The organism is Streptomyces achromogenes (assembly GCF_030816715.1).
In the GTDB taxonomy this organism is placed as follows: Bacteria; Actinomycetota; Actinomycetes; order Streptomycetales; family Streptomycetaceae; genus Streptomyces; species Streptomyces achromogenes_A.
On record NZ_JAUSYH010000001.1, the window covers coordinates 2,231,266 to 2,248,713 of the forward strand.

Annotated in this window: 15 protein-coding genes; 2 read left to right on the plus strand and 13 right to left on the minus strand. The window is 72.9% G+C overall.

Annotated features, from left to right (window positions below; translation table 11 throughout):
- Positions 1-38: 38 nt before the first annotated feature.
- From QF032_RS10110 to QF032_RS10165, 11 genes are all read right to left on the minus strand, one after another.
- Positions 39-2,075, minus strand: coding sequence for a pectinesterase family protein (locus tag QF032_RS10110; protein ID WP_307055799.1), 2,037 nt, complete (start codon positions 2,073-2,075; stop codon positions 39-41).
- A gap of 33 nt (positions 2,076-2,108) precedes the next feature.
- Complete coding sequence (locus tag QF032_RS10115; protein ID WP_307055801.1) at positions 2,109-3,629, minus strand: glycoside hydrolase family 43 protein; 1,521 nt, start codon at positions 3,627-3,629, stop codon at positions 2,109-2,111.
- On the minus strand, positions 3,626-4,480 hold the full coding sequence (locus tag QF032_RS10120) for a DUF6807 domain-containing protein (RefSeq protein ID WP_307041695.1): 855 nt from the start codon (positions 4,478-4,480) through the stop codon (positions 3,626-3,628). Before QF032_RS10120 ends, QF032_RS10115 begins: the two co-directional genes overlap by 4 nt.
- On the minus strand, positions 4,480-5,640 hold the full coding sequence (locus QF032_RS10125) for a Gfo/Idh/MocA family protein (RefSeq protein ID WP_307055803.1): 1,161 nt from the start codon (positions 5,638-5,640) through the stop codon (positions 4,480-4,482). Before QF032_RS10125 ends, QF032_RS10120 begins: the two co-directional genes overlap by 1 nt.
- A gap of 187 nt (positions 5,641-5,827) precedes the next feature.
- Positions 5,828-6,727 (minus strand): carbohydrate ABC transporter permease, encoded by a 900-nt coding sequence (locus QF032_RS10135; protein ID WP_307041701.1) that lies wholly within the window; start codon positions 6,725-6,727, stop codon positions 5,828-5,830.
- On the minus strand, positions 6,724-7,659 hold the full coding sequence (locus QF032_RS10140) for a carbohydrate ABC transporter permease (protein WP_306953399.1): 936 nt from the start codon (positions 7,657-7,659) through the stop codon (positions 6,724-6,726). The genes QF032_RS10135 and QF032_RS10140 overlap by 4 nt, the downstream gene beginning before the upstream one ends.
- Before the next feature lie 223 nt (positions 7,660-7,882).
- Complete coding sequence (gene araD / locus QF032_RS10145) at positions 7,883-9,604, minus strand: L-arabinonate dehydratase (RefSeq protein ID WP_306953398.1); 1,722 nt, start codon at positions 9,602-9,604, stop codon at positions 7,883-7,885.
- Positions 9,601-10,512 (minus strand): dihydrodipicolinate synthase family protein, encoded by a 912-nt coding sequence (locus tag QF032_RS10150; protein ID WP_306953396.1) that lies wholly within the window; start codon positions 10,510-10,512, stop codon positions 9,601-9,603. Before QF032_RS10150 ends, araD begins: the two co-directional genes overlap by 4 nt.
- Positions 10,509-11,183 (minus strand): GntR family transcriptional regulator, encoded by a 675-nt coding sequence (locus tag QF032_RS10155; protein ID WP_307055804.1) that lies wholly within the window; start codon positions 11,181-11,183, stop codon positions 10,509-10,511. Before QF032_RS10155 ends, QF032_RS10150 begins: the two co-directional genes overlap by 4 nt.
- 212 nt (positions 11,184-11,395) lie before the next feature.
- Complete coding sequence (locus QF032_RS10160) at positions 11,396-12,157, minus strand: MBL fold metallo-hydrolase (RefSeq protein WP_307055806.1); 762 nt, start codon at positions 12,155-12,157, stop codon at positions 11,396-11,398.
- 74 nt (positions 12,158-12,231) lie between these two features.
- The gene (locus QF032_RS10165) at positions 12,232-12,837 is read right to left on the minus strand and encodes a TIGR03086 family metal-binding protein (protein WP_307041707.1); all 606 of its coding nucleotides are present in this window, start codon (positions 12,835-12,837) and stop codon (positions 12,232-12,234) included.
- Positions 12,838-13,046: 209 nt separating this feature from the next.
- Between QF032_RS10165 and QF032_RS10170 the strand changes: the two genes are divergently transcribed.
- On the plus strand, positions 13,047-14,291 hold the full coding sequence (locus tag QF032_RS10170; RefSeq protein ID WP_307055808.1) for an MFS transporter: 1,245 nt from the start codon (positions 13,047-13,049) through the stop codon (positions 14,289-14,291).
- On the opposite strand, the gene QF032_RS10175 is transcribed toward QF032_RS10170, so the two are convergent.
- Together QF032_RS10175 and QF032_RS10180 are read right to left on the minus strand one after the other, a co-directional pair.
- Positions 14,228-15,394, minus strand: a complete 1,167-nt coding sequence (locus QF032_RS10175) for a hypothetical protein (RefSeq protein ID WP_307055810.1) — start codon at positions 15,392-15,394, stop codon at positions 14,228-14,230. The genes QF032_RS10170 and QF032_RS10175 overlap by 64 nt on opposite strands.
- Positions 15,391-16,335, minus strand: a complete 945-nt coding sequence (locus tag QF032_RS10180) for a 5-dehydro-4-deoxyglucarate dehydratase (RefSeq protein ID WP_307041714.1) — start codon at positions 16,333-16,335, stop codon at positions 15,391-15,393. Before QF032_RS10180 ends, QF032_RS10175 begins: the two co-directional genes overlap by 4 nt.
- Before the next feature lie 227 nt (positions 16,336-16,562).
- On the opposite strand from QF032_RS10180, the gene QF032_RS10185 reads away from it, so the two are divergent.
- Complete coding sequence (locus QF032_RS10185; protein WP_307041717.1) at positions 16,563-17,372, plus strand: NAD-dependent epimerase/dehydratase family protein; 810 nt, start codon at positions 16,563-16,565, stop codon at positions 17,370-17,372.
- Positions 17,373-17,448 lie beyond the last annotated feature (76 nt).

Below are 17,448 nucleotides of genomic sequence, written 5' to 3' on the forward strand. Positions count from 1 at the left end.
TTCTCTGGATCCCTGCGGAGATATGAAGTTGTGGGGGGTCAGTGGGTGGTGCGGCGGTGCGGCGCCCAGCCGTCCGCGCCCTTGAGGTAGGCCGTGACGGTGTGCGCCTTCGCGTCGGCGTCGCTCAGCTGGGGGCGGTCGGCGGTGACGGTCGCCCCCGGCCCGTGGTTGCGGTACTCCGCGAACCGGGCGTCCCGCCACGAGAACCCGCTCATGTCGGTCCACGGCGACGACTTGACCGCCGCCGGCAACGCGGTGTCGCGGATCAGCACCTGGCCGACCGCCGCCGGCTCCCCGCCGGGGTGCCAGGGCCGCCCGAGATGGAAGGACTGCTCCGGCGCGTCGCTGACGACCTCGGACCGGGTGATCAGGAACCCGTACGGATTGCCCGTCCAGGTCGAAGCGGCCGTCATATAGCCGTTGTTGGTGGCCGATCCCCGGCTCAGCAGCCGGATCACCGACCGCTCGATCACGGTCGTGGCCCGTCCGTAGACGAAGTCGACGTCGCCTTCGATGTAGGAGTCCCGCACGTACACCCGACTGGGGGTCGTCAGCTTGGGGCTGTCGGTCATCAGCGTGTCCTGGTTGCCCAGGAACGCCGTGTTCTCGAAGACGATCCGGTCGCCGGTGGTCTTCATGGCGAGGGCCTGCTCGCCCTTCAGCTCGACCGCGGCCTCGTCGAAGTCGTTGCTGAAGGTGAGGTTGCGGGCGGTGACGTCGTTCGCGGCGATCCGGACGGTGGCGCTCCCCGTCGAACCCCCGTACTCGGCGGGCGTGTCGTACACGATGACGGTGTCCGAGCGGCGGTGTCCGGTGCCGCGCAGCGCGATGTTCGGCTTGCTCGCGGGGATGTACACCTTCTCGCGGTACGTGCCCGGCGCGACGGCGACGGTGACGCCGACGGCGTTGCCGTCGGGCACGGCGTCGACGGCGGCCTGGACCGTCGGGTAGTCGCCCGGCACGTTCAGCGTGACCGCGTCACCGATCTGCTTCTGCGGCCCGGAGAACCGGGTGACCAGCGCGGGGACGGCCGCCGCGGGGTCCAGCCGGTAGGCGTAGAACGCCCGCGGATCGAAGGCCGCGCCCCACTCGTCGGTCCGTCCGCTCGTCCTCCGCAGGATCGACCCGCGCTCGACCAGCTCGGCCGTCGCGTCGGCCTGGTACGGGTGCTGGACCCGGTCGTAGTAACTGTTCTCGATGACCATCTTCGTGCGGCCCCGCGACCAGTTCCCGTACGTCCACACCGGGTCCCCGTCGGCGACCTGCGCCGAGAGGTAGTTGTTGTAGAGGTGGGCGTAGGCGCAGTTGTCCGCCGAGGGGTTGCGCTGCTTGGTGCCCGTGAACCAGTTGTGGTCCATGGTGATCTGGGTCAGGACGTTCGTCGTCCAGCCGATGCCCAGCGCCTTGTTGTGGTTGCTGAACCGGTTGTAGGAGACGGTGATGTACTGGCTGTCCTTGCGGATGTCGAGCAGCCCGTCGCCCATGTGCGTGAAGCGGTTGTGGTCGATCCACACGTGGTCGACCGTGTCCATCTGGATGGCGTCGAAGTCGGTGGTCTTGCCGTCCCAGTCGCCCTCGACGTAGCTGTCCCGGATCGTCAGGTTGCGGATGATCACGTTGTGCGTGCCGGGGTTCAGGTGCAGCTCGCCGTGCACGATCTCACCGGTGTCCCCGACCCCGGTGATCGTCTTGTTCGAGGTCACGACGATGTCCGAGCCGAACGGCTCGACGGCCACCGCTCCCTTGACGCGGATGACGTACGGCTCCTCGGCCGCGGCGTACCGGGCCAGCGAGGCCTGGTCGGTGACGGTGACGACCTTGCCGCCCGCGCCGCCGGTGGTGCCGCCGGCGAGGGAGGCGAAGCCGTGGGCCCGGTCCGTCCAGCGGGACGCCGAGGCGGCCGGGGCGGCGGTCCGCGGCGCTGAACGGGTCCCCGGTGCGGAGTGAGCCTCCGGTGCGGAGGCGGTGGCCCGGGCCTCGCCGGCCGCGCCGAGGCAGCACGCCGCCAGCAGGCCGGCGACGGCCGCCAGGACCGCCGGCGGCCTTGGCAAGCGCTTGCTAGGGAAGTGCGTCATTGCGGCTCCCAACAGGCTTACAGCGGAAGTGGGTCAGAGTGTTCGGATGCGGAACTCGCTGAACGTGGCCGCGCCGACGTGCCCGGTACCGGTCGGCGCGACGGCGAAGAGGCCGAGCAGGGCTCCGACCCAGCGCCAGGGGGTGGCCGCGAAGACGGGGCCGGACGGGCACGGGCCGTCGCCGACGTCGTAGGCGAAACGGCAGCGCGCGCCCGCGCCGATCTCGATGCGCAGCCGTGCCCGGCCGTCGGGGGCGAGCCGTGGCCGGGCCGCGTCCCGCTCGCTCTCGGCGACCGGCTCGGCGAACCGGTGGACGAGCCGGACCGTGCCGTCGGCGTCCCGCTGGAGCCCGATCCAGCCGAACGCGTCGCCGAGGACCGTGAGTCCGGCGCGTGCGCCCGGCTCCTCGCTGTGCAGCCGCAGCTCCACCTCGACGGCGGACGGGACGCCGGGCAGCCGCTGGGTGAGGACGTTCGGCAGGGTGCGCAGATCATGCGCGTCCGGCGTCCGCACGCAGGTCAGCCGCAGTCCGTCGGCCGAGTGCCGGACGGCCCAGCCGGCCTGGGGGTTGGCCGTCCACGACCACTGGCGGCCCGGGCGCCCGCCGGGGAAGTCGTCGTCGACGGCGGGCGCAGCGGGCGGCTGCGGGGGCAGGGCGGGCCGCCGGTGCGTCAGGACGGGGGCGCCCTCGTCGCCGATCACCGGCCAGCCTCCCGCACCGTCCCAGCGCATCGGCTGGAGGTGGACCACCCTGCCGTACGCACCGCGCTGCTGGAAGTGCACGAACCAGTCCTCGCCGGACGCGGTGCGCACCCAGCCGCCCTGGTGCGGGCCGTTGACCTCGGTGTCCTTCTGCTCCAGGACGATCCGTTCCTCGTACGGGCCGAAGAACTCCCGCGACCGGAACGCGCCCTGCCAGCCCGTCTCCACCCCTCCGGCCGGGGCGAGGATCCAGAACCAGCCGTCGTGACGGTAGAGCTTGGGGCCTTCGAGGGTGAACCAGCCGGGGATGCCGTCCCCGTCGACGATCACCTTGCCCTCGTCGAGGACGGACGTCCCGTCGGGGTGCATACGGTGGCCGGTGAGCCGGTTCTTGACGCCCGCGCGGGACTTCGCCCAGGCGTGCACCAGATAGGCCTCGCCGCTCTCCTCGTCCCACAGGGGGCACGGGTCGATCAGACCCTTGCCCGCCTTGACCAGGTGCGGACGGGTCCAGGGCCCCCGGATCCCGGGCGCGTTGACCTGGAACACGCCCTGGTCGGGGTCGCCCCAGAAGATCCAGAAACGGTCGTCGTGGTGCCGTAAGGAGGGCGCCCACACCCCGCAGTCGTGCCGCGGAGTCCTGAAGTCGCCCACCGGCTCCAGGCGTTCCAGGGCGTGGCCGACCAGCGTCCAGTTCACCAGGTCGCGCGAGTGCAGCAGCGGCAGTCCGGGGGCCCGGCCGAAGCTGGAGGCGGTGAGGTAGAAGTCGTCGCCGACACGCACGACGTCCGGGTCGGACCAGTCGGCGTTCAGGACCGGGTTCGTGTACGTCCCGTGCTGCTCCCCCGTCACTGGCTGACCGCCTTCCGGACCAGCGCCGCGGCCTCGCCCCGGTCCGGGCGGCCGTCGGCGACGACGGTGACGATCCGGCGGACGACCGTCTCCCCGGGCGGCACGGACAGCCGTTCGGCGAACGCCAGCGAGGAGCCGACGCCCGGGTACTCGGCGGTGCGGACGAACCAGGGGTCGCGGCGGGTGGCGTCGGTGGCGCCCGCGAAGACGAGCGTCCAGCCCGCGCCGGCCAGCGCGAGCCAGTCGGCGCGTGAGCCGTGCACGGCCGCCTCGCCCTCCGTGTCCGCGGTGAAGACGTCGGGGGCCCGGTCCTCCTTGCGGGCCCGCCAGAAGAAGCCGCCGTAGGCCGCGCCGGGACGCCCGTTCGTCGCCGGGCTGCCGATGGACAGCGGGGCGCCCGAGACGTTGGTGAGGGAGAAGGTGAAGTCCAGCGCCCAGGCGGAGGAGGTCAGTTCGGTCGCCGCGACCGTCCGGCGCTCGCGCAGCAGCTCCGTGCCCGACGCCACCCAGCGCAGCTCCTCCACGAAGCCGTCGGGGTCGCGCAGCTGGAAGGACCCGTGCCGCTGCGCGCCGTGGTCGTCCAGCTCGGTCGGGCCCCGGTCTCGGACGTAGGTGCGGCCGCCCCAGAAGTTGTGCCCCTCGACGTCGGGTACGGCTACACCGACGCCGAGGTGGTGAAGGTGGTCGGCGGGGCTGAGCTCGGTGACCGTGGCGCCGGCCAGGGTGCTGACGGGGTGCAGATAGGGGCGCGGGGAGAGCCGGGCGGGCAGCTCGGGCCGCGTGACGTAGCGGCCGACCGGGCGGCCGGCGACACGCAGGACGACCGGTGAGTCGGGTGCCGGTGCGGTCATCAGGGGCTCACCTCTTTCGGATGCGCGGTCGTGAACGCCCAGGGGGCGCCCAGTTCGGAGTAGAGAGCGAGGGTGTCGGCGGCGGCCGCGACGAGGCCGTCGACGCCGGGGACGACCCGCCGGTCCTCGTCGGGCAGCAGACGCCAGGCGTCGTCGGGCAGCTGCACCGGGTCGGGCGCGACCCGGATCGCCTCCACGACCCGCATGAACGACTCGGTGACGGCGGGCGGGACCAGCAGCTCCGTCCCGTCGGCGAGGTGCTCGACCAGGTTCTCCAGCAGGTCGGTGCGGCCGTACTCGAACTCCTCGGGACCGTGGCCGGCCCGCTGGAGCAGGACGCGGTCCTGCTTGTACCAGTAGGTGATCCGGCCGCGGCTGCCGTGGACGACGACGTACGGGTCGTCGGGGTCCTCGGCGCACAGCGTGGCCGCGACGACGATCTGCAGGCCGTCCGCCGTGGTGACGCGGACGCAGGAGGTGTCGTCGGACTCGATGGCGTTGGCGTGCGCCAGCTCGGTCTCGATGCCGGCGACGTCCTGCGCCCGCGTGGCTCCGGCCAGCACGAGGGCGGTGGCGACGGCGTGCGCGAGGGGGTTGGTGAGCGCCCCGTCGATGACGTCGACACCGTTCAGCCGCCGCCTGCCCGCCCAGGGGGCGCGCCGGTAGTAGGACTCGGCGCGGGCCCAGGCGCCGGCGCCGCCGACCCCCGCGATCTCACCGATCACCCCGTCGCGGATCAGGGCGCGGACCGCGGGCACGGCGTGCGAGCCCAGCGACTGGAAGCCGACCTGGCAGACCACGCCGGCCTCGGCGATCCCCTCGGCCATCCGGCGGAACTCGGCGTACGACGGCGCCGGCGGCTTCTCCAGGAGCAGGTGCACACCCTTGCGGGCCGCCGTCAGCGCGAGGTCGGCGTGGGTCGGGATCGGGGTGCAGATCACGGCGATCCGGGCTCCGGTGGAGTCGAGCAGCGCGCCGAAGTCCGCGGACTGCTCGGGCGCGCCGAGGCCCTCGGGGATCTCGGCCCGGGTCAGCGGGGTCAGCTCGCAGACGCCCGCCAGGCGGACGATGCCCTTGTCCTGGAGCCTGCGGATGTTGTCCAGGTGCCAGCGGCCGTGGCCGCGCGCGCCCGCCAGGACGATCGGTACAGCGGTGCTCATGGAATCCTCCCTGCGCCCGCGCCGCGTGCCACCGTGCGGTCGGCTGCCGCGGCGCTGTCGATCACTGCGTGCAGGGTAGGCGTCCGGCCGCGGTCCGCCGTGCGGTCGCGCCCGCCGCCGTGGGCGTGGTGGATCGCGAGGAGGCCCACGGGCCGGCTCCCCCCGGACGTGACGGCCTGACGGCTCCTCATCCCTTCACCGCCCCGGCGCTGAACCCGGTGATCAGCCACTTCTGGATGAAGGCGAAGACGATCACCACGGGGACGGCGGCGATGATGCCGCCCGCGGCCAGCGCGCCCAGGTCGACGCTGTCCGCGCTCATCAGGGTGTTGAGGCCGACGGGGATCGTCTGCTTGCTCTGGTCGGAGAGGAACATCAGGGCGAACAGGAAGTGGTTCCAGGCGTGCACGAAGGCGAAGGAGCCTACGGCGATCAGCCCGGGCCGCAGCAGGGGCAGGACGACGATCCGGAAGGCGGTGAGCCGGTTGCAGCCGTCGACCCAGGCCGCCTCCTCCAGGGAGTAGGGCACGTTCCGGATGAAGCCGCTGATCAGGATGATCGACAGGGGCAGCTGGAAGACCGTCTCGGCGATGATGACGCTGCCCAGCGAGTTGATCATCTTCAGCTCGGCGAAGATCTGGAAGAGCGGGACGAGCAGCAGCGCGCCCGGCACGAACTGGGTGCACAGCAGAGCGAGCATGAAGCCACGCTTGATCTTGAAGTCGAAGCGCGCGAGGGCGTAGCCGCCGGCCAGGGCCACGCCGGTGGTCAGCAGCAGGGTCGCCACGCCGGTGAGCACGCTGTTCTGGAAGTAGACGGCGAAGTCACGCTCGTTCCAGACCTTTTCGAAGTGGTCGAAGGTCATCGGCCAGGGCACCAGCGAGGTGGAGCCGGCCGGGCGGAGCGCGAAGAGCAGGATCCAGTAGAAGGGGACCAGGGTGAAGACCAGGTAGATCCCCAGCGGGAGGTAGATCTGCCAGCGGGGGGCCTCGTCCCAGGCACGCTTGTGGCGGGACGGGCGGCGGGCGGGTGCGGCGGGCTCGCGCACGGGGGCGGGCACCACCTCGGGGGCCTCCTTGGTGATCACTTGGCGCCTCCTCCGAACTTGCTCAGCCGCAGATAGACCAACGAGCAGAAGAGCAGGATCACGAACGCGACCGTGGTCAGGGCGGACGCGTAACCGAAGTTGTGGGCGTCGACGCTGGTGTTGGCGATGTAGAGCGGGAGGGTGGTGGTCTCCCCCGCCGGGCCGCCGCCGGTGAGCGTGTACAGCAGGTCGACGTTGTTGAACTCCCACACCGCGCGCAGCAGCGTGGACAGGACGATGGCGTCCTTCAGGTGGGGCAGGGTGATGTGCCAGAACTGCTTGATCCGGCTGGCGCCGTCGACCTCGGCGGCCTCGTACAGGTCCTTGGAGACGGACTGGAGGTCGGCGAGGATGAGGATCGCGAAGAAGGGGACACCGCGCCACAGGTCGGCGACGATCGCCGCCGAGAAGACGGTGGAGGTGTCCGACAGCCAGCTGGTGCCGTACTCGCCGATCCCCATGTCCGCGAGGTAACGGGTGATGCCGGTCTGGGAGTTGTAGAGCAGCACCCAGATCGCGGAGGTCAGCACGCCGGAGACGGCCCACGGGGAGAAGACCAGCGCGCGGCCGAGCGAGCGTCCCACGAAGGTCTGGTTGACGATCAGCGCCAGCGCCAGACCGAACAGCAGCTGCAGCCCGACCTCGACGAAGACCCACTGGGCGCTGAAGGTCAGCGTGTCCCAGAACTGCGGGTCGTCGGTGAAGGCGTGGACGAAGTTGTCGAAGCCCGCGAAGCCGTTGCGCCAGGGCTTGGTGGGGTTGTAGTTCTGCAGGCTGTAGTAGAAGACGCTGACGACCGGGTAGGCGATGAAGCCCAGCATCAGCAGGGCCGCCGGCGCGATCAGCAGGTACGGCAGCCTGCGGGGCGTGGCGGAGGCACGGCGCCGCCGGGGCGGCGCGGGCCGTTTCGCCACGGCTGCGGCTTGGGCCATCACTGTTCTCCGTTCTCGGTGCGTCGTGCGTGCGTGGTGCGTGGTGCGTGGTGCGTGGTGCGGGATCACGACGTTCGGGAAGCGCTTTCTCCCTGTGCAGACGCGTGCGCTGTCCTGCTGTTGTCGCGTGGTGCGGTAGTGCGGTGATCCCGTGGTGCGGTGGTGCGATCCCGTGGTGCGGTGGTCCGTGATCCCGTGGTGCGGTGGTGCGTCGTGCGGTGGTTCAGCCCGCGTACGGGTCGGCGACCCGGCCCGGACGGGCGAGGAACTCGAAGTCGCAGCCGGTGTCGGCCTGCGTGACCTGCTCGTTGTAGAGCGCTCCGTAACCGCGCTCGTCACGGGTGGGCGGTGGCGTCCAGTCCGCCCTGCGCCGCTCCAGCTCCGCGTCGTCCACATGGAGATGGAGGGTGCGCGCCTCGACGTCGAGGGTGATCGGGTCCCCGGTGCGGACCAGGGCCAGCGGGCCGCCGACGTACGACTCGGGCGCGACGTGCAGCACGCACGCGCCGTAACTGGTGCCGCTCATCCTGGCGTCGGAGATCCGCACCATGTCCCGCACGCCCTGCTTCAGCAGGTGGTCGGGGATGGGCAGCATGCCGTACTCGGGCATTCCGGGGCCGCCCTTGGGCCCCGAGCCCCGCAGCACGAGCACGCTGTCGGCGGTGATGCCGAGGGAGGGGTCGTTGATCGTCCGCTGCATCGTCCGGTAGTCGTCGAAGACGACGGCCGGCCCCGTGTGCTTGAGCAGGTGCTCCTCGGCGGCGATGTGCTTGATGACCGCGCCGTCCGGGCAGAGGTTGCCGCGCAGCACGGCGACTCCGCCCTCGGCCGCCACGGGGTCGTCCCGGAGCCGGATGACGTCGTCGTTGTGCACCCGCGCGCCGGCCAGCTGCTCGCGCAGGGTGTCGTGGGAGACCGTCGGCCGGTCCAGGTGCAGCAGGTCGGTGATGCGGGAGAGGAAGCCGGGCAGGCCGCCGGCGAAGTGGAAGTCCTCCATGAGGTACTTCCGGCCGCCGGGGCGTACGTCGGCGAGCACCGGCACCGTGCGGGCGATGCGGTCGAAGTCGTCGAGGGTGAGCCGGACGCCCGCCCGGCCGGCCATCGCGATGAGATGGATGACGGCGTTGGTGGAGCCGCCGAGGCCGAGGACGGTCGTCACCGCGTCCTCGAACGCCTCCGCGGTGAGGATGTCGCTCAACCGGCGGTCGCTGTGGACCAGTTCGACGATGCGCAGGCCGGTCATGGCCGCCATCCGGTCGTGCCCGGAGTCCACGGCGGGGATGCTCGACGCGCCCGGCACCGTGACGCCCAGCGCCTCGGCCGCGGCGGTCAGCGTGGACGCCGTGCCCATCGTCATGCAGTGGCCGGGCGAACGGGCCAGGCCGCTCTCCAGCTCGGTCATCTCGCAGTCGCCGATGAGGCCGGCCCGCTTGTCGTCCCAGTACTTCCACATGTCGGTGCCGGAGCCGAGGACCTCGTTGCGCCAGTGCCCCGGAAGCATGGGCCCGGCGGGCACGAAGGCGGTCGGCAGGTCGACCGAGGCCGCCCCCATGAGCAGAGCGGGCGTGGACTTGTCGCAGCCGCCCATCAGCACCGCTCCGTCCACCGGGTAGGACCGCAGCAGCTCCTCGGTCTCCATCGCCAGCAGGTTGCGGTAGAGCATCGGGGTCGGCTTCTGGAAGGTCTCGGAGAGGGTGGAGACCGGGAACTCGAGGGGGAAGCCGCCTGCCTGCCACACCCCGCGCTTCACGGCCTGCGCGCGGTCGCGCAGGTGCACATGGCAGGGATTGATGTCGGACCAGGTGTTGAGGATCGCGATGACCGGCTTGCCGAGGTGCTCCTCGGGGAGATAGCCGAGCTGGCGGGTGCGGGCGCGGTGGCTGAAGGACCGCAGCCCTTCGGTCCCGTACCACTGGTGGCTGCGCAGTTCCTCGGGCGCCTTCATATGGACCACCCGGCGGCGATGGCCGCCACCTCGGCGCGCTCGTCCTCGGGCAGCGGCCTGCTCGGCGGACGGACCTCGCGGCGGCACAGGCCCAGGGAGGCGAGGGCCTCCTTGACGACGGTCACGTTGTTGGCGGAGCCGTCGGCGGCCCGCAGTTCCTCGAAGCGTCTGATCTGCTCCCACACCTTCATCGCGGCCGGGTAGTCACCCGAGCGGAGCGCCTCGATCATGTTCAGCGAGACGGCCGGGGCGACGTTCACCAGCCCGGAGGTGAAGCCGGTGGCGCCCGCGGAGAAGTAGGAGGGCGCGTACGGCTCGGCGAGTCCGGCGACCCAGACGAACCGTTCCAGGCCGGCGTCCCGTGCGAAGGCCGCGAACCGGGAGGCGTCCGGCACGGCGTACTTGACGCCGATGACGTTCGGGCAGGAGTCGGCGAGTTCGGCGAGGCGTTCACCGTGCAGCTGCGTGTTGCGGATGTACGGGACGACGCCCAGCTCCGGCACCGCCTCCGCGATCTCCCGGTGGTAGTCGACCCAGCCGCTCTGCGAGACGTATGGGTGGACCGGCTGGTGGACCATCACCATCTGCGCGCCCAGTGCACGGGCGTACCGGGCGGTGGCCACGGCGGTCGGCACGTCGTGTCCGACGCCGGCCAGGATCACGGCCCGTCCGCCCGCCTCGTCGGCGGTCAGCTCGAGGACCAGCCGGCGCTCCTCGGGGGCGAGGGCGTAGAACTCGCCGGTGTTGCCGTTCGGGGTGAGGGTGGTGATGCCGCCGTCGAGCAGCCTGCGCACCAGGGCCCGGTGGGCGTCCTGGTCGACGGAGCCGTCCTCGGCGAACGGGGTCACCGGGATGGCCACCACGTCGGCCAGGGCCGCACGCTGGGTCTCGAACGCCACGCTGCTCATTCCCGGCCTTCCTGTTCGGGTGACTGGTCCGTCTCGGCGGTCTCGGGGAACGCCCGGTGCACGAAGGACGCGATGTGGGCGTGCAGGGCGCGGCCCGCGCCGTCCGCGTCACCGGCCAGGGCGAGCCGGAGGATCTCGCGGTGCTCCCCGGCCTCCCGCTCCCAGGAGGGCGAGGCGGCCCAGGCGACGGCGGAGACCAGGGCGGCCTGGTCGCGGACCTCGTCGAGCATCCGGCCGAGCAGCGGGTTCCCGCACGGCAGGTACAGGGCGCGGTGGAACTCCCGGTTGGCGAGGGAGCGTTCGGCGGTGTCGGTCGCCTCGTCCGCCCTGGTCAGCGCGGAGCGCGCGGCGTCCAGGGAGGCGCCCCGGCGCACGGCCCGCTTGAGCGCCTCGGGTTCGAGGAGCAGGCGGACGTCGTACACCTCGCGCGCCATGTCCGCGTCCACCATGCGCACCGTGACGCCCTTGTACTGGCTCATGACCACCAGTCCGGTGCCGGCCAGGGTCTTCAGTGCCTCGCGCACCGGGGTCTTGGAGACCCCGAACTGCGCGGCGAGCTCGGTTTCGACCAGGGCCTGACCGGGCGTCAGGCGCCCGGTGAGGATGCGGCGTTTGATCTCCTCCAGCACGTACTGCGTGCGGGACGGGATCGGCGTGGGCACAGAGGTCATGCGCGCCTCTCGGTGTCGCGTATCTGATCTCGCGTATCGCGTCTCATATATGACGTACGAAGTACGACGCGTTGAAGGTAGAAGCGCCCCTGTGTTTCGTCAATGCTTCTGACAAAGAAGTGTCGGAAGGGAACGGAACCGAAAGGGAACGGAACCGAGAGAGATCGGCCAGAGGGGGCCGGATCGGAGGGGCCGGGTCAGAGGGGGCCGGGTCAGAGGGGGATGGTCTCGCCCTCGCGCGCGGTACGGGCCGGCCCGCCGAAGGCGACGGCCGCCCGTTCGGTGGCCGCCTTGCGGGTCAGCGTGGGACCCACATGGGTGATGTACAGCTCGCGCACTCCCGCCCTGCGGGCCGCGTCCCCGGCGTCCTCCGGCGTGAGATGGACCTGCTCGTCCTGTTCGCCTTCGCGATGGCTGTCGATGTCCGCCTCGCACAGGAACAGATCGGCGCCGGAGGCGAGTTCGGTGAGCGCCCCGCACGGGCCGGTGTCCCCGGAGTACGCGAGGACGCTCCCCTGGCACTCGACGCGCAGTCCGTACGCCTCGGTGTCGTGGGCCATCGCGCGCGAGGTGAGGCGCAGGTTCCAGTGGCGCACGGTGTGCCCGTCGAACAGGGCCCGGAAGTCGAGGACGTCGCTGAGGAAGCGGACGTCCGACCGGCCGAGGAAGCCCGCGACGCGCCGGGCGCAGTCGAGCGGCGCGTACACCGGGATCGGGGCCGGCGGGGTCATCCCGCCGTAGGCGAACGCGTAGGCGGCGGCGAGGAGATCGGCGCTGTGGTCGGCGTGCAGATGGGATATCCAGATCGCCGTGAGCCGCTCGGGATCCGTGTGCCGCTGCAACTCGGCGAACGTGCCGGGCCCGGCGTCCACCCACACCTCCGCCCCCGCTCCGCGCAGCAGATACCCGGAGCAGGGGCGGCCCGGGGCCGGGTTCGGAGAGGCGGTGCCGAGGACGGTGAGGCTGAGGGGCATGGTCGCGAGCGTACGTTTCGCGCTCGCCGGGCACCCCCCGACTACGTCCGTCTACGGCAACCTGATGCCCGCGTCTACGGCCGGCCCGGCCCTCCCGGATCGCGTCCGCTGAGTCCCAGCGCCCGGTCGAGCAGGGGCGCGTCGTCGGGGACGGGGACGACGGGCCCGAAGACTCCGTTCCCGGTGACGGGGTCGACCGCGCCGGCGAGGAAGGCGTGCGCCGCCGCCAGCGCCGCGGGGTCGGGCGCGTACGCCTGGCCGGTGGCCCGGGCCAGGTCCCAGCCGTGGATCACCAGCTCGTCGGCGGCGACGGCGGCCGCGACCGCGCCGGGCAGGTCCACGCCGCCGGCGCGGGTCGTGCCGGTCCAGGCGGCGGGGTCGCGCCAGGCCTCGGCGAGGGCGTCGAGCGCCTTGGCCAGCTCCTCGCGCCAGCCGGGGCCGACGTCGGGCGCGGCGGCGTCCGGCGGGGTGTCGGTGGTGGGGCCGAGATCCTTGCGGGCGGCGTCGCGGAAGGCCACGGCGAGGCCGGTCAGGTGCCCCAGCAGGTTCCGGACGGCGCAGCCGGGGCAGGGCGTCCCGTCGTCGAGCCGGTCGTCGCGGACGGCCTCCGCGAGGCGCGCCACGACGGCGGCCTGGGGGCCGAGGTCGAAGGTGAGGGTCGTGTCGTCGGTGTCGGTCATACGGGGTGGACCGGCGGCATCGCGAGAACTCATCGGCGCGGCGCGCGCGCCTTCCTGGCGCAGCGCCTTCCTGGCGCAGCGCCTTCCTGGCGCAGCGCCTTCCTGGCGCAGCGCCTTGGCGCGCGCCGGATTCCGCGGTTGTCCGCGGCCGCCGGATAGGGCATCTGCCCGATGCCCGGCCGGAGGCCTTAGGCCCACGATGACCAGGCATGACGAAGAACTGGTCCGTGGTGCGCGTCCTGCGGGACCGCGGCGCGGCGATCTTTCTGACGGCGTCGGTGATCTCCGGCTTCGGGACCTCCGCGCTGTGGCTGGCGGCCGGTGTGTGGGTCAAGGACCTCACCGGGTCGAACGGGGCGGCGGCGCTGACGGTGCTGGCGCTGTGGGCGCCGACCCTGGCCGGCCCGCTGCTGGGCGCCCTCGCCGACCGGGTCCGCCGGCGGCCGCTGCTCCTCGCCGTCAACCTGGGCCCCGCGGCCGTGCTGCCGGTGCTCCTCGTCGTCGGCTCCCCCGGCCGGCTGTGGCTGCTGTACAGCGTGCTGTTCGTCTACGGGGCCGCCGCCGTCGTGGCCGACGCGGCCGAGTCCGCACTCGTCGCCGCCGTCGTCCCCGTGGGGCTGCTCGGCGACTTCAACGGGCTGCGCACCACGACGACGGAGGGCATGAAGCTGGTGGCCCCGCTGGCGGGTGCGGGGGTCTACGCGGCGTACGGCGGTCCGGCCGTGGCCCTGCTCGACGCGGCCGGTTTCGTGTGCGCGGCCGGGCTCTACGCGTGCGTGCGGGTCCACGAGGGACGCCCGCGGACGGGCGGCCGCGGCCTGCGGGGCGGGACGGCCGAGGGCGTCCGCTTCCTGTGGGGGCACCCGTCACTGCGCCCCCTGGTGGCCGCCGGCGGGACGACGATGCTGTGCGCGGGCCTCAACGGCGCGCTGCTCTACGCCGTGGTCGAGGGCCTCGGCCACTCGCCCGCGTACGCCGGCGCGCTCTACGCCGTGCAGGGGGCCGGCTCGGCGGCGGTGGGCCTGCTGTCGGGGGCCGCGATGCGACGGTTCGGGGAGCGCCGGTTCGCCGCGTGCGGGATCGCCCTGACGGCCGTCGCGGTCGCGGTGCGGGCGGTGCCCTCGGACGCGGTGGCCCTGGTGTGCGCCGCGGCGATCGGGGCGGGGCTGCCGTGTGTGCTGATCGCCGCGCTGACGGCCGTCCAGCGGGAGACCCCCGACGCGCTGCTGGGCCGGGTCGCCGCCACGGCCGGCACCCTGATGTACGCGCCGAACGCGGTCGGCCTCGCGCTGGGGGCCGCCCTGGTGGAACTGCTGCCGTATCAGCCGCTGCTGGTCGCCCTCGGGCTGGTGCGGCTGGTGACCGTCGTGCCGCTGCTGCGCGGCGGCGCTCAGCGGGCGGCCAGCGCCTCGCGTACGGACGCCAGGTCCCCGTCCGACGCCAGTCCCGCGTGATACAGCCGGAGCTCCGTCGCCCCGTGCTCCTTCGCCCGCGCCGCGTCGGCCGCGAGCGTCCCCGGGCTGCCGCCCATGCCGGAGACGACGCCGAGGTTGGCGGCGAGGACCGTGCCCTCGCGGCGGTGCTCGGCGAACGGCGTCAACAGCCCGGGCCCGCCCGCGCAGGGCACCACCACGCCGTCCGCCACGGACAGGATGTGCGCCGGGTCGACGCCCGGGTTGGCGCCGACGTGGTGGGTCACGGGGTCTGCGTGCAGCAGGACCTGGAAACCGTCGGACGCGGCGGCCCGCACCGCGCGCACCGCCGTCTCCTGGAGGGTGCGGGCCCTGTCCTCGCGCCACGCGCGCGTGGCCGCCGCCGTCTCCTCGCCGAGCAGCTTCTCGACGCCCGCCCAGCCCCGCGCGTCGTCCGCCTCCCCGCGCCACAGCGGCTCCAGCGCGTCCCGGACGGCGGCGGCGAGCACGTCGGCGTCCAGGCCCTGCTCGCCGTAGCCGGCCCGGCAGGCGGGACAGAAGCAGAGCGCCATCAGGTACTGCCCGGCGTCCCCGAGGCCGACGCCGCCGGTCTTGTCGTGGGCGTGCAGATGCTGGAGGCCGTACCAGCCGAGGGACTCCAGTTCGACGCCGTTCGCGCCCGGGCGCACGGCCGCCTCGGCGGCGAGGTCGACGAGGTACGCGCGCGTGCCGGGCTGGGCGATGCAGGGGGCCCAGGGGTAGCGGTCGCCGTACGCGTTGACGACCGAGGTGTGCGGATGCTCGGCGCCCAGCCGGGAGTTGTGCGCCAGCACCACCCAGGCGTGGACGTCGAGGCCGGCGCCCGCGAGGGCCCGGGCGGCCTCTCCGAAGGCGTCGCCGGGCGCCCAGCCGCCGGCCGGGTACGGGCGCAGGGCGCGGCCCGCCCAGCGGTCGCCGACCGGGTACAGCACGGCCGCGTGCTCGGCGGTGACGACCCGGTGCCGCGGGTGGCGCGGGGTGAGGGCGCGGGTGGAGTGGTAGGCGGCGGCGAGGGTCACCTGCTCCACACCGAGCCCGGCGATCCGGTCCGGCGCCCCGGGGTCGCCGATGACGTCCCAGGGATAGACGAATGTCGACGCCTTCACGCGGTTTCCTCCTCCAGCAGCGCGTAGCCGCGCTCGATCACCCGGGCGAGCTGTTTGACATGGTCCTCGCCCGGCTCGTGCAACGGCGGACGGACCTCCCCGACCTCGAGGCCGCGCAGCCGCACTCCCGCCTTGACCAGGGAGACGGCGTACCCGCGGCCCTGCGCGCGCAGTTCGACGAAGGGCCGGTAGAACCCGTCGAGCAGGCGGTGGACCGTGCGGTCGTCGCCGTCGGCGAGCGCCCCGTGGAAGGCCAGGGCGATCTCGGGCGCGAAGCAGAACACGGCCGAGGAGTAGAGGTCGACGCCCAGGGAGCGATAGGCGAGCTGGGTCTGTTCGGCGGTCGGCAGGCCGTTGAAGTAGAGGAAGTCGCCGGGGGTCTCGGTGCGCACGGCGCTGATGATCCGCTGCATGAGGTCGAGGTCGCCGAGGCCGTCCTTGAGGCCGACGATCCCCTCGGTGCGGGCGAGTTCGACGACGGTCGGCGGGGTGAAGACGGCGTTGTCGCGCTGGTAGACGATCACCGGGAGGTCGGTCGCCGCCGCCACCTCGCGGTAGTGGCGCAGCAGGCCCTCCTGGGCCGCGACGACGAGGTAGGGCGGCAGCGCCAGCAGGCCGTCCGCGCCGGCCGCCCGCGCCCGGAGGGCGTAGCGCACGGCGAGCGCGGTCCCGTAGCCGGCGCCCGCGACGACCGGCACCCGGCCGGCTGTCTCGTCGACGGCCGCCCGCACCGCGGCCTCGAACTCCTCCGGCGTCAGCGCGTGGAACTCCCCGGTGCCGCAGCACGCGAAGACGGCGGCGGCGCCGGCCTCGACGCCCCGGCGGACGTGCGCGCGGTAGACGTCGAGGTCGAGCGAGCCGTCGGGTCCGTACGCGGTGACGGGGAAGAACAGCGGTCCGCCGGCGACGCGGAGGCGGGCGGCGAGCGGGGCTGGCGTCACGACACTCCCTGGGACGGCGCGTGCGTTCTTCTGACTAATGTCCACATTTCTGAACGCGGTCAGCCTATGAAGGCCTTTCCCGCCAGGTCAAGCCCGGCGCTCCCGCACGAAAGGCGGAACGGCCTGGCCCGCGGCACACTTGACGCGAGGCACGAGAGATCCTTAGCGTGTCCATGCATGTGAATACCGTCCACACACGCGGCCGTAGACGCCAAGGAGACCCGAGGATGCCCGCTCCCCGCACCGTCCTGCTCACCGGCGCCGCCGGCGGCCTCGGCACCCTGATGCGGGACCTGCTGCCCGCCTACGGCTACCGTCTGCGCCTGCTCGACCTGCGCCCGGTCGACGGCGAGCCCGACTCGATCATCGCCGACCTGGCCGACAGGGACGCGGTCCGCGAGGCCGTCCGGGGCGTCGACGCGATCATCCACCTCGCGGGCATCTCCCTGGAAGCCCCCTTCGAGAAGATCCTCAAGGCGAACATCGAGGGCACGTACCACCTGTACGAGGCCGCCCGCGAGGAAGGCGTGCAGCGGATCGTCTTCGCCTCCTCCAACCACGCGGTCGGCTTCACCCCGCGCCCGCAGGGCGACGACCCCCTGATCCCCGTGGACACCCCGCACCGCCCGGACACCTTCTACGGCCTGTCCAAGTGCTTCGGCGAGGACCTCGCCCAGCTGTACTGGGACAAGCACGGTCTGGAGAGCGTGTCGGTTCGCATCGGCTCCTGCTTCGCCGAACCGACGAGCGTGCGCATGCTGTCGGTGTGGATGAGCCCGGCCGACGGCGCCCGCCTCTTCCACGCGGCCCTCACCGCCGAGAACGTCGGCCACACCGTCGTCCACGGATCCTCGGCCAACACCCGGCTGTGGTGGGACCTCTCCACCGCGCGGGCGCTCGGCTACGCACCGCAGGACGACTCCGAGCCGTACGCCGAGAAGCTGATCGCCGAACAGGGCGAGCTGGACCCGGAGAACATCGCCCACGCCCACCTCGGCGGCCACTTCGTCAGCGACCCGCCGATCTGGCCGTACTGACGGCGGGGCCGCAGGGCCGCGGGGCCGCGGGGTCGCGGGGTCGCGGGGTCGCGGGGTCGCGGGGTCGCGGGGTGGA

What these genes read in the sequence shown, in the direction of transcription:
- QF032_RS10110 (WP_307055799.1), bottom strand. Translation starts at nt 2,075, where the DNA reads ATGACGCACTTCCCTAGCAAGCGCTTGCCAAGGCCGCCGGCGGTCCTG.
- QF032_RS10120 (WP_307041695.1), bottom strand. Translation starts at nt 4,480, where the DNA reads ATGACCGCACCGGCACCCGACTCACCGGTCGTCCTGCGTGTCGCCGGC.
- QF032_RS10125 (WP_307055803.1), bottom strand. Translation starts at nt 5,640, where the DNA reads ATGAGCACCGCTGTACCGATCGTCCTGGCGGGCGCGCGCGGCCACGGC.
- QF032_RS10140 (WP_306953399.1), bottom strand. Translation starts at nt 7,659, where the DNA reads ATGGCCCAAGCCGCAGCCGTGGCGAAACGGCCCGCGCCGCCCCGGCGG.
- araD (WP_306953398.1), bottom strand. Translation starts at nt 9,604, where the DNA reads ATGAAGGCGCCCGAGGAACTGCGCAGCCACCAGTGGTACGGGACCGAA.
- QF032_RS10150 (WP_306953396.1), bottom strand. Translation starts at nt 10,512, where the DNA reads ATGAGCAGCGTGGCGTTCGAGACCCAGCGTGCGGCCCTGGCCGACGTG.
- QF032_RS10155 (WP_307055804.1), bottom strand. Translation starts at nt 11,183, where the DNA reads ATGACCTCTGTGCCCACGCCGATCCCGTCCCGCACGCAGTACGTGCTG.
- QF032_RS10160 (WP_307055806.1), bottom strand. Translation starts at nt 12,157, where the DNA reads ATGCCCCTCAGCCTCACCGTCCTCGGCACCGCCTCTCCGAACCCGGCC.
- QF032_RS10165 (WP_307041707.1), bottom strand. Translation starts at nt 12,837, where the DNA reads ATGACCGACACCGACGACACGACCCTCACCTTCGACCTCGGCCCCCAG.
- QF032_RS10170 (WP_307055808.1), top strand. Translation starts at nt 13,047, where the DNA reads ATGACGAAGAACTGGTCCGTGGTGCGCGTCCTGCGGGACCGCGGCGCG.
- QF032_RS10185 (WP_307041717.1), top strand. Translation starts at nt 16,563, where the DNA reads ATGCCCGCTCCCCGCACCGTCCTGCTCACCGGCGCCGCCGGCGGCCTC.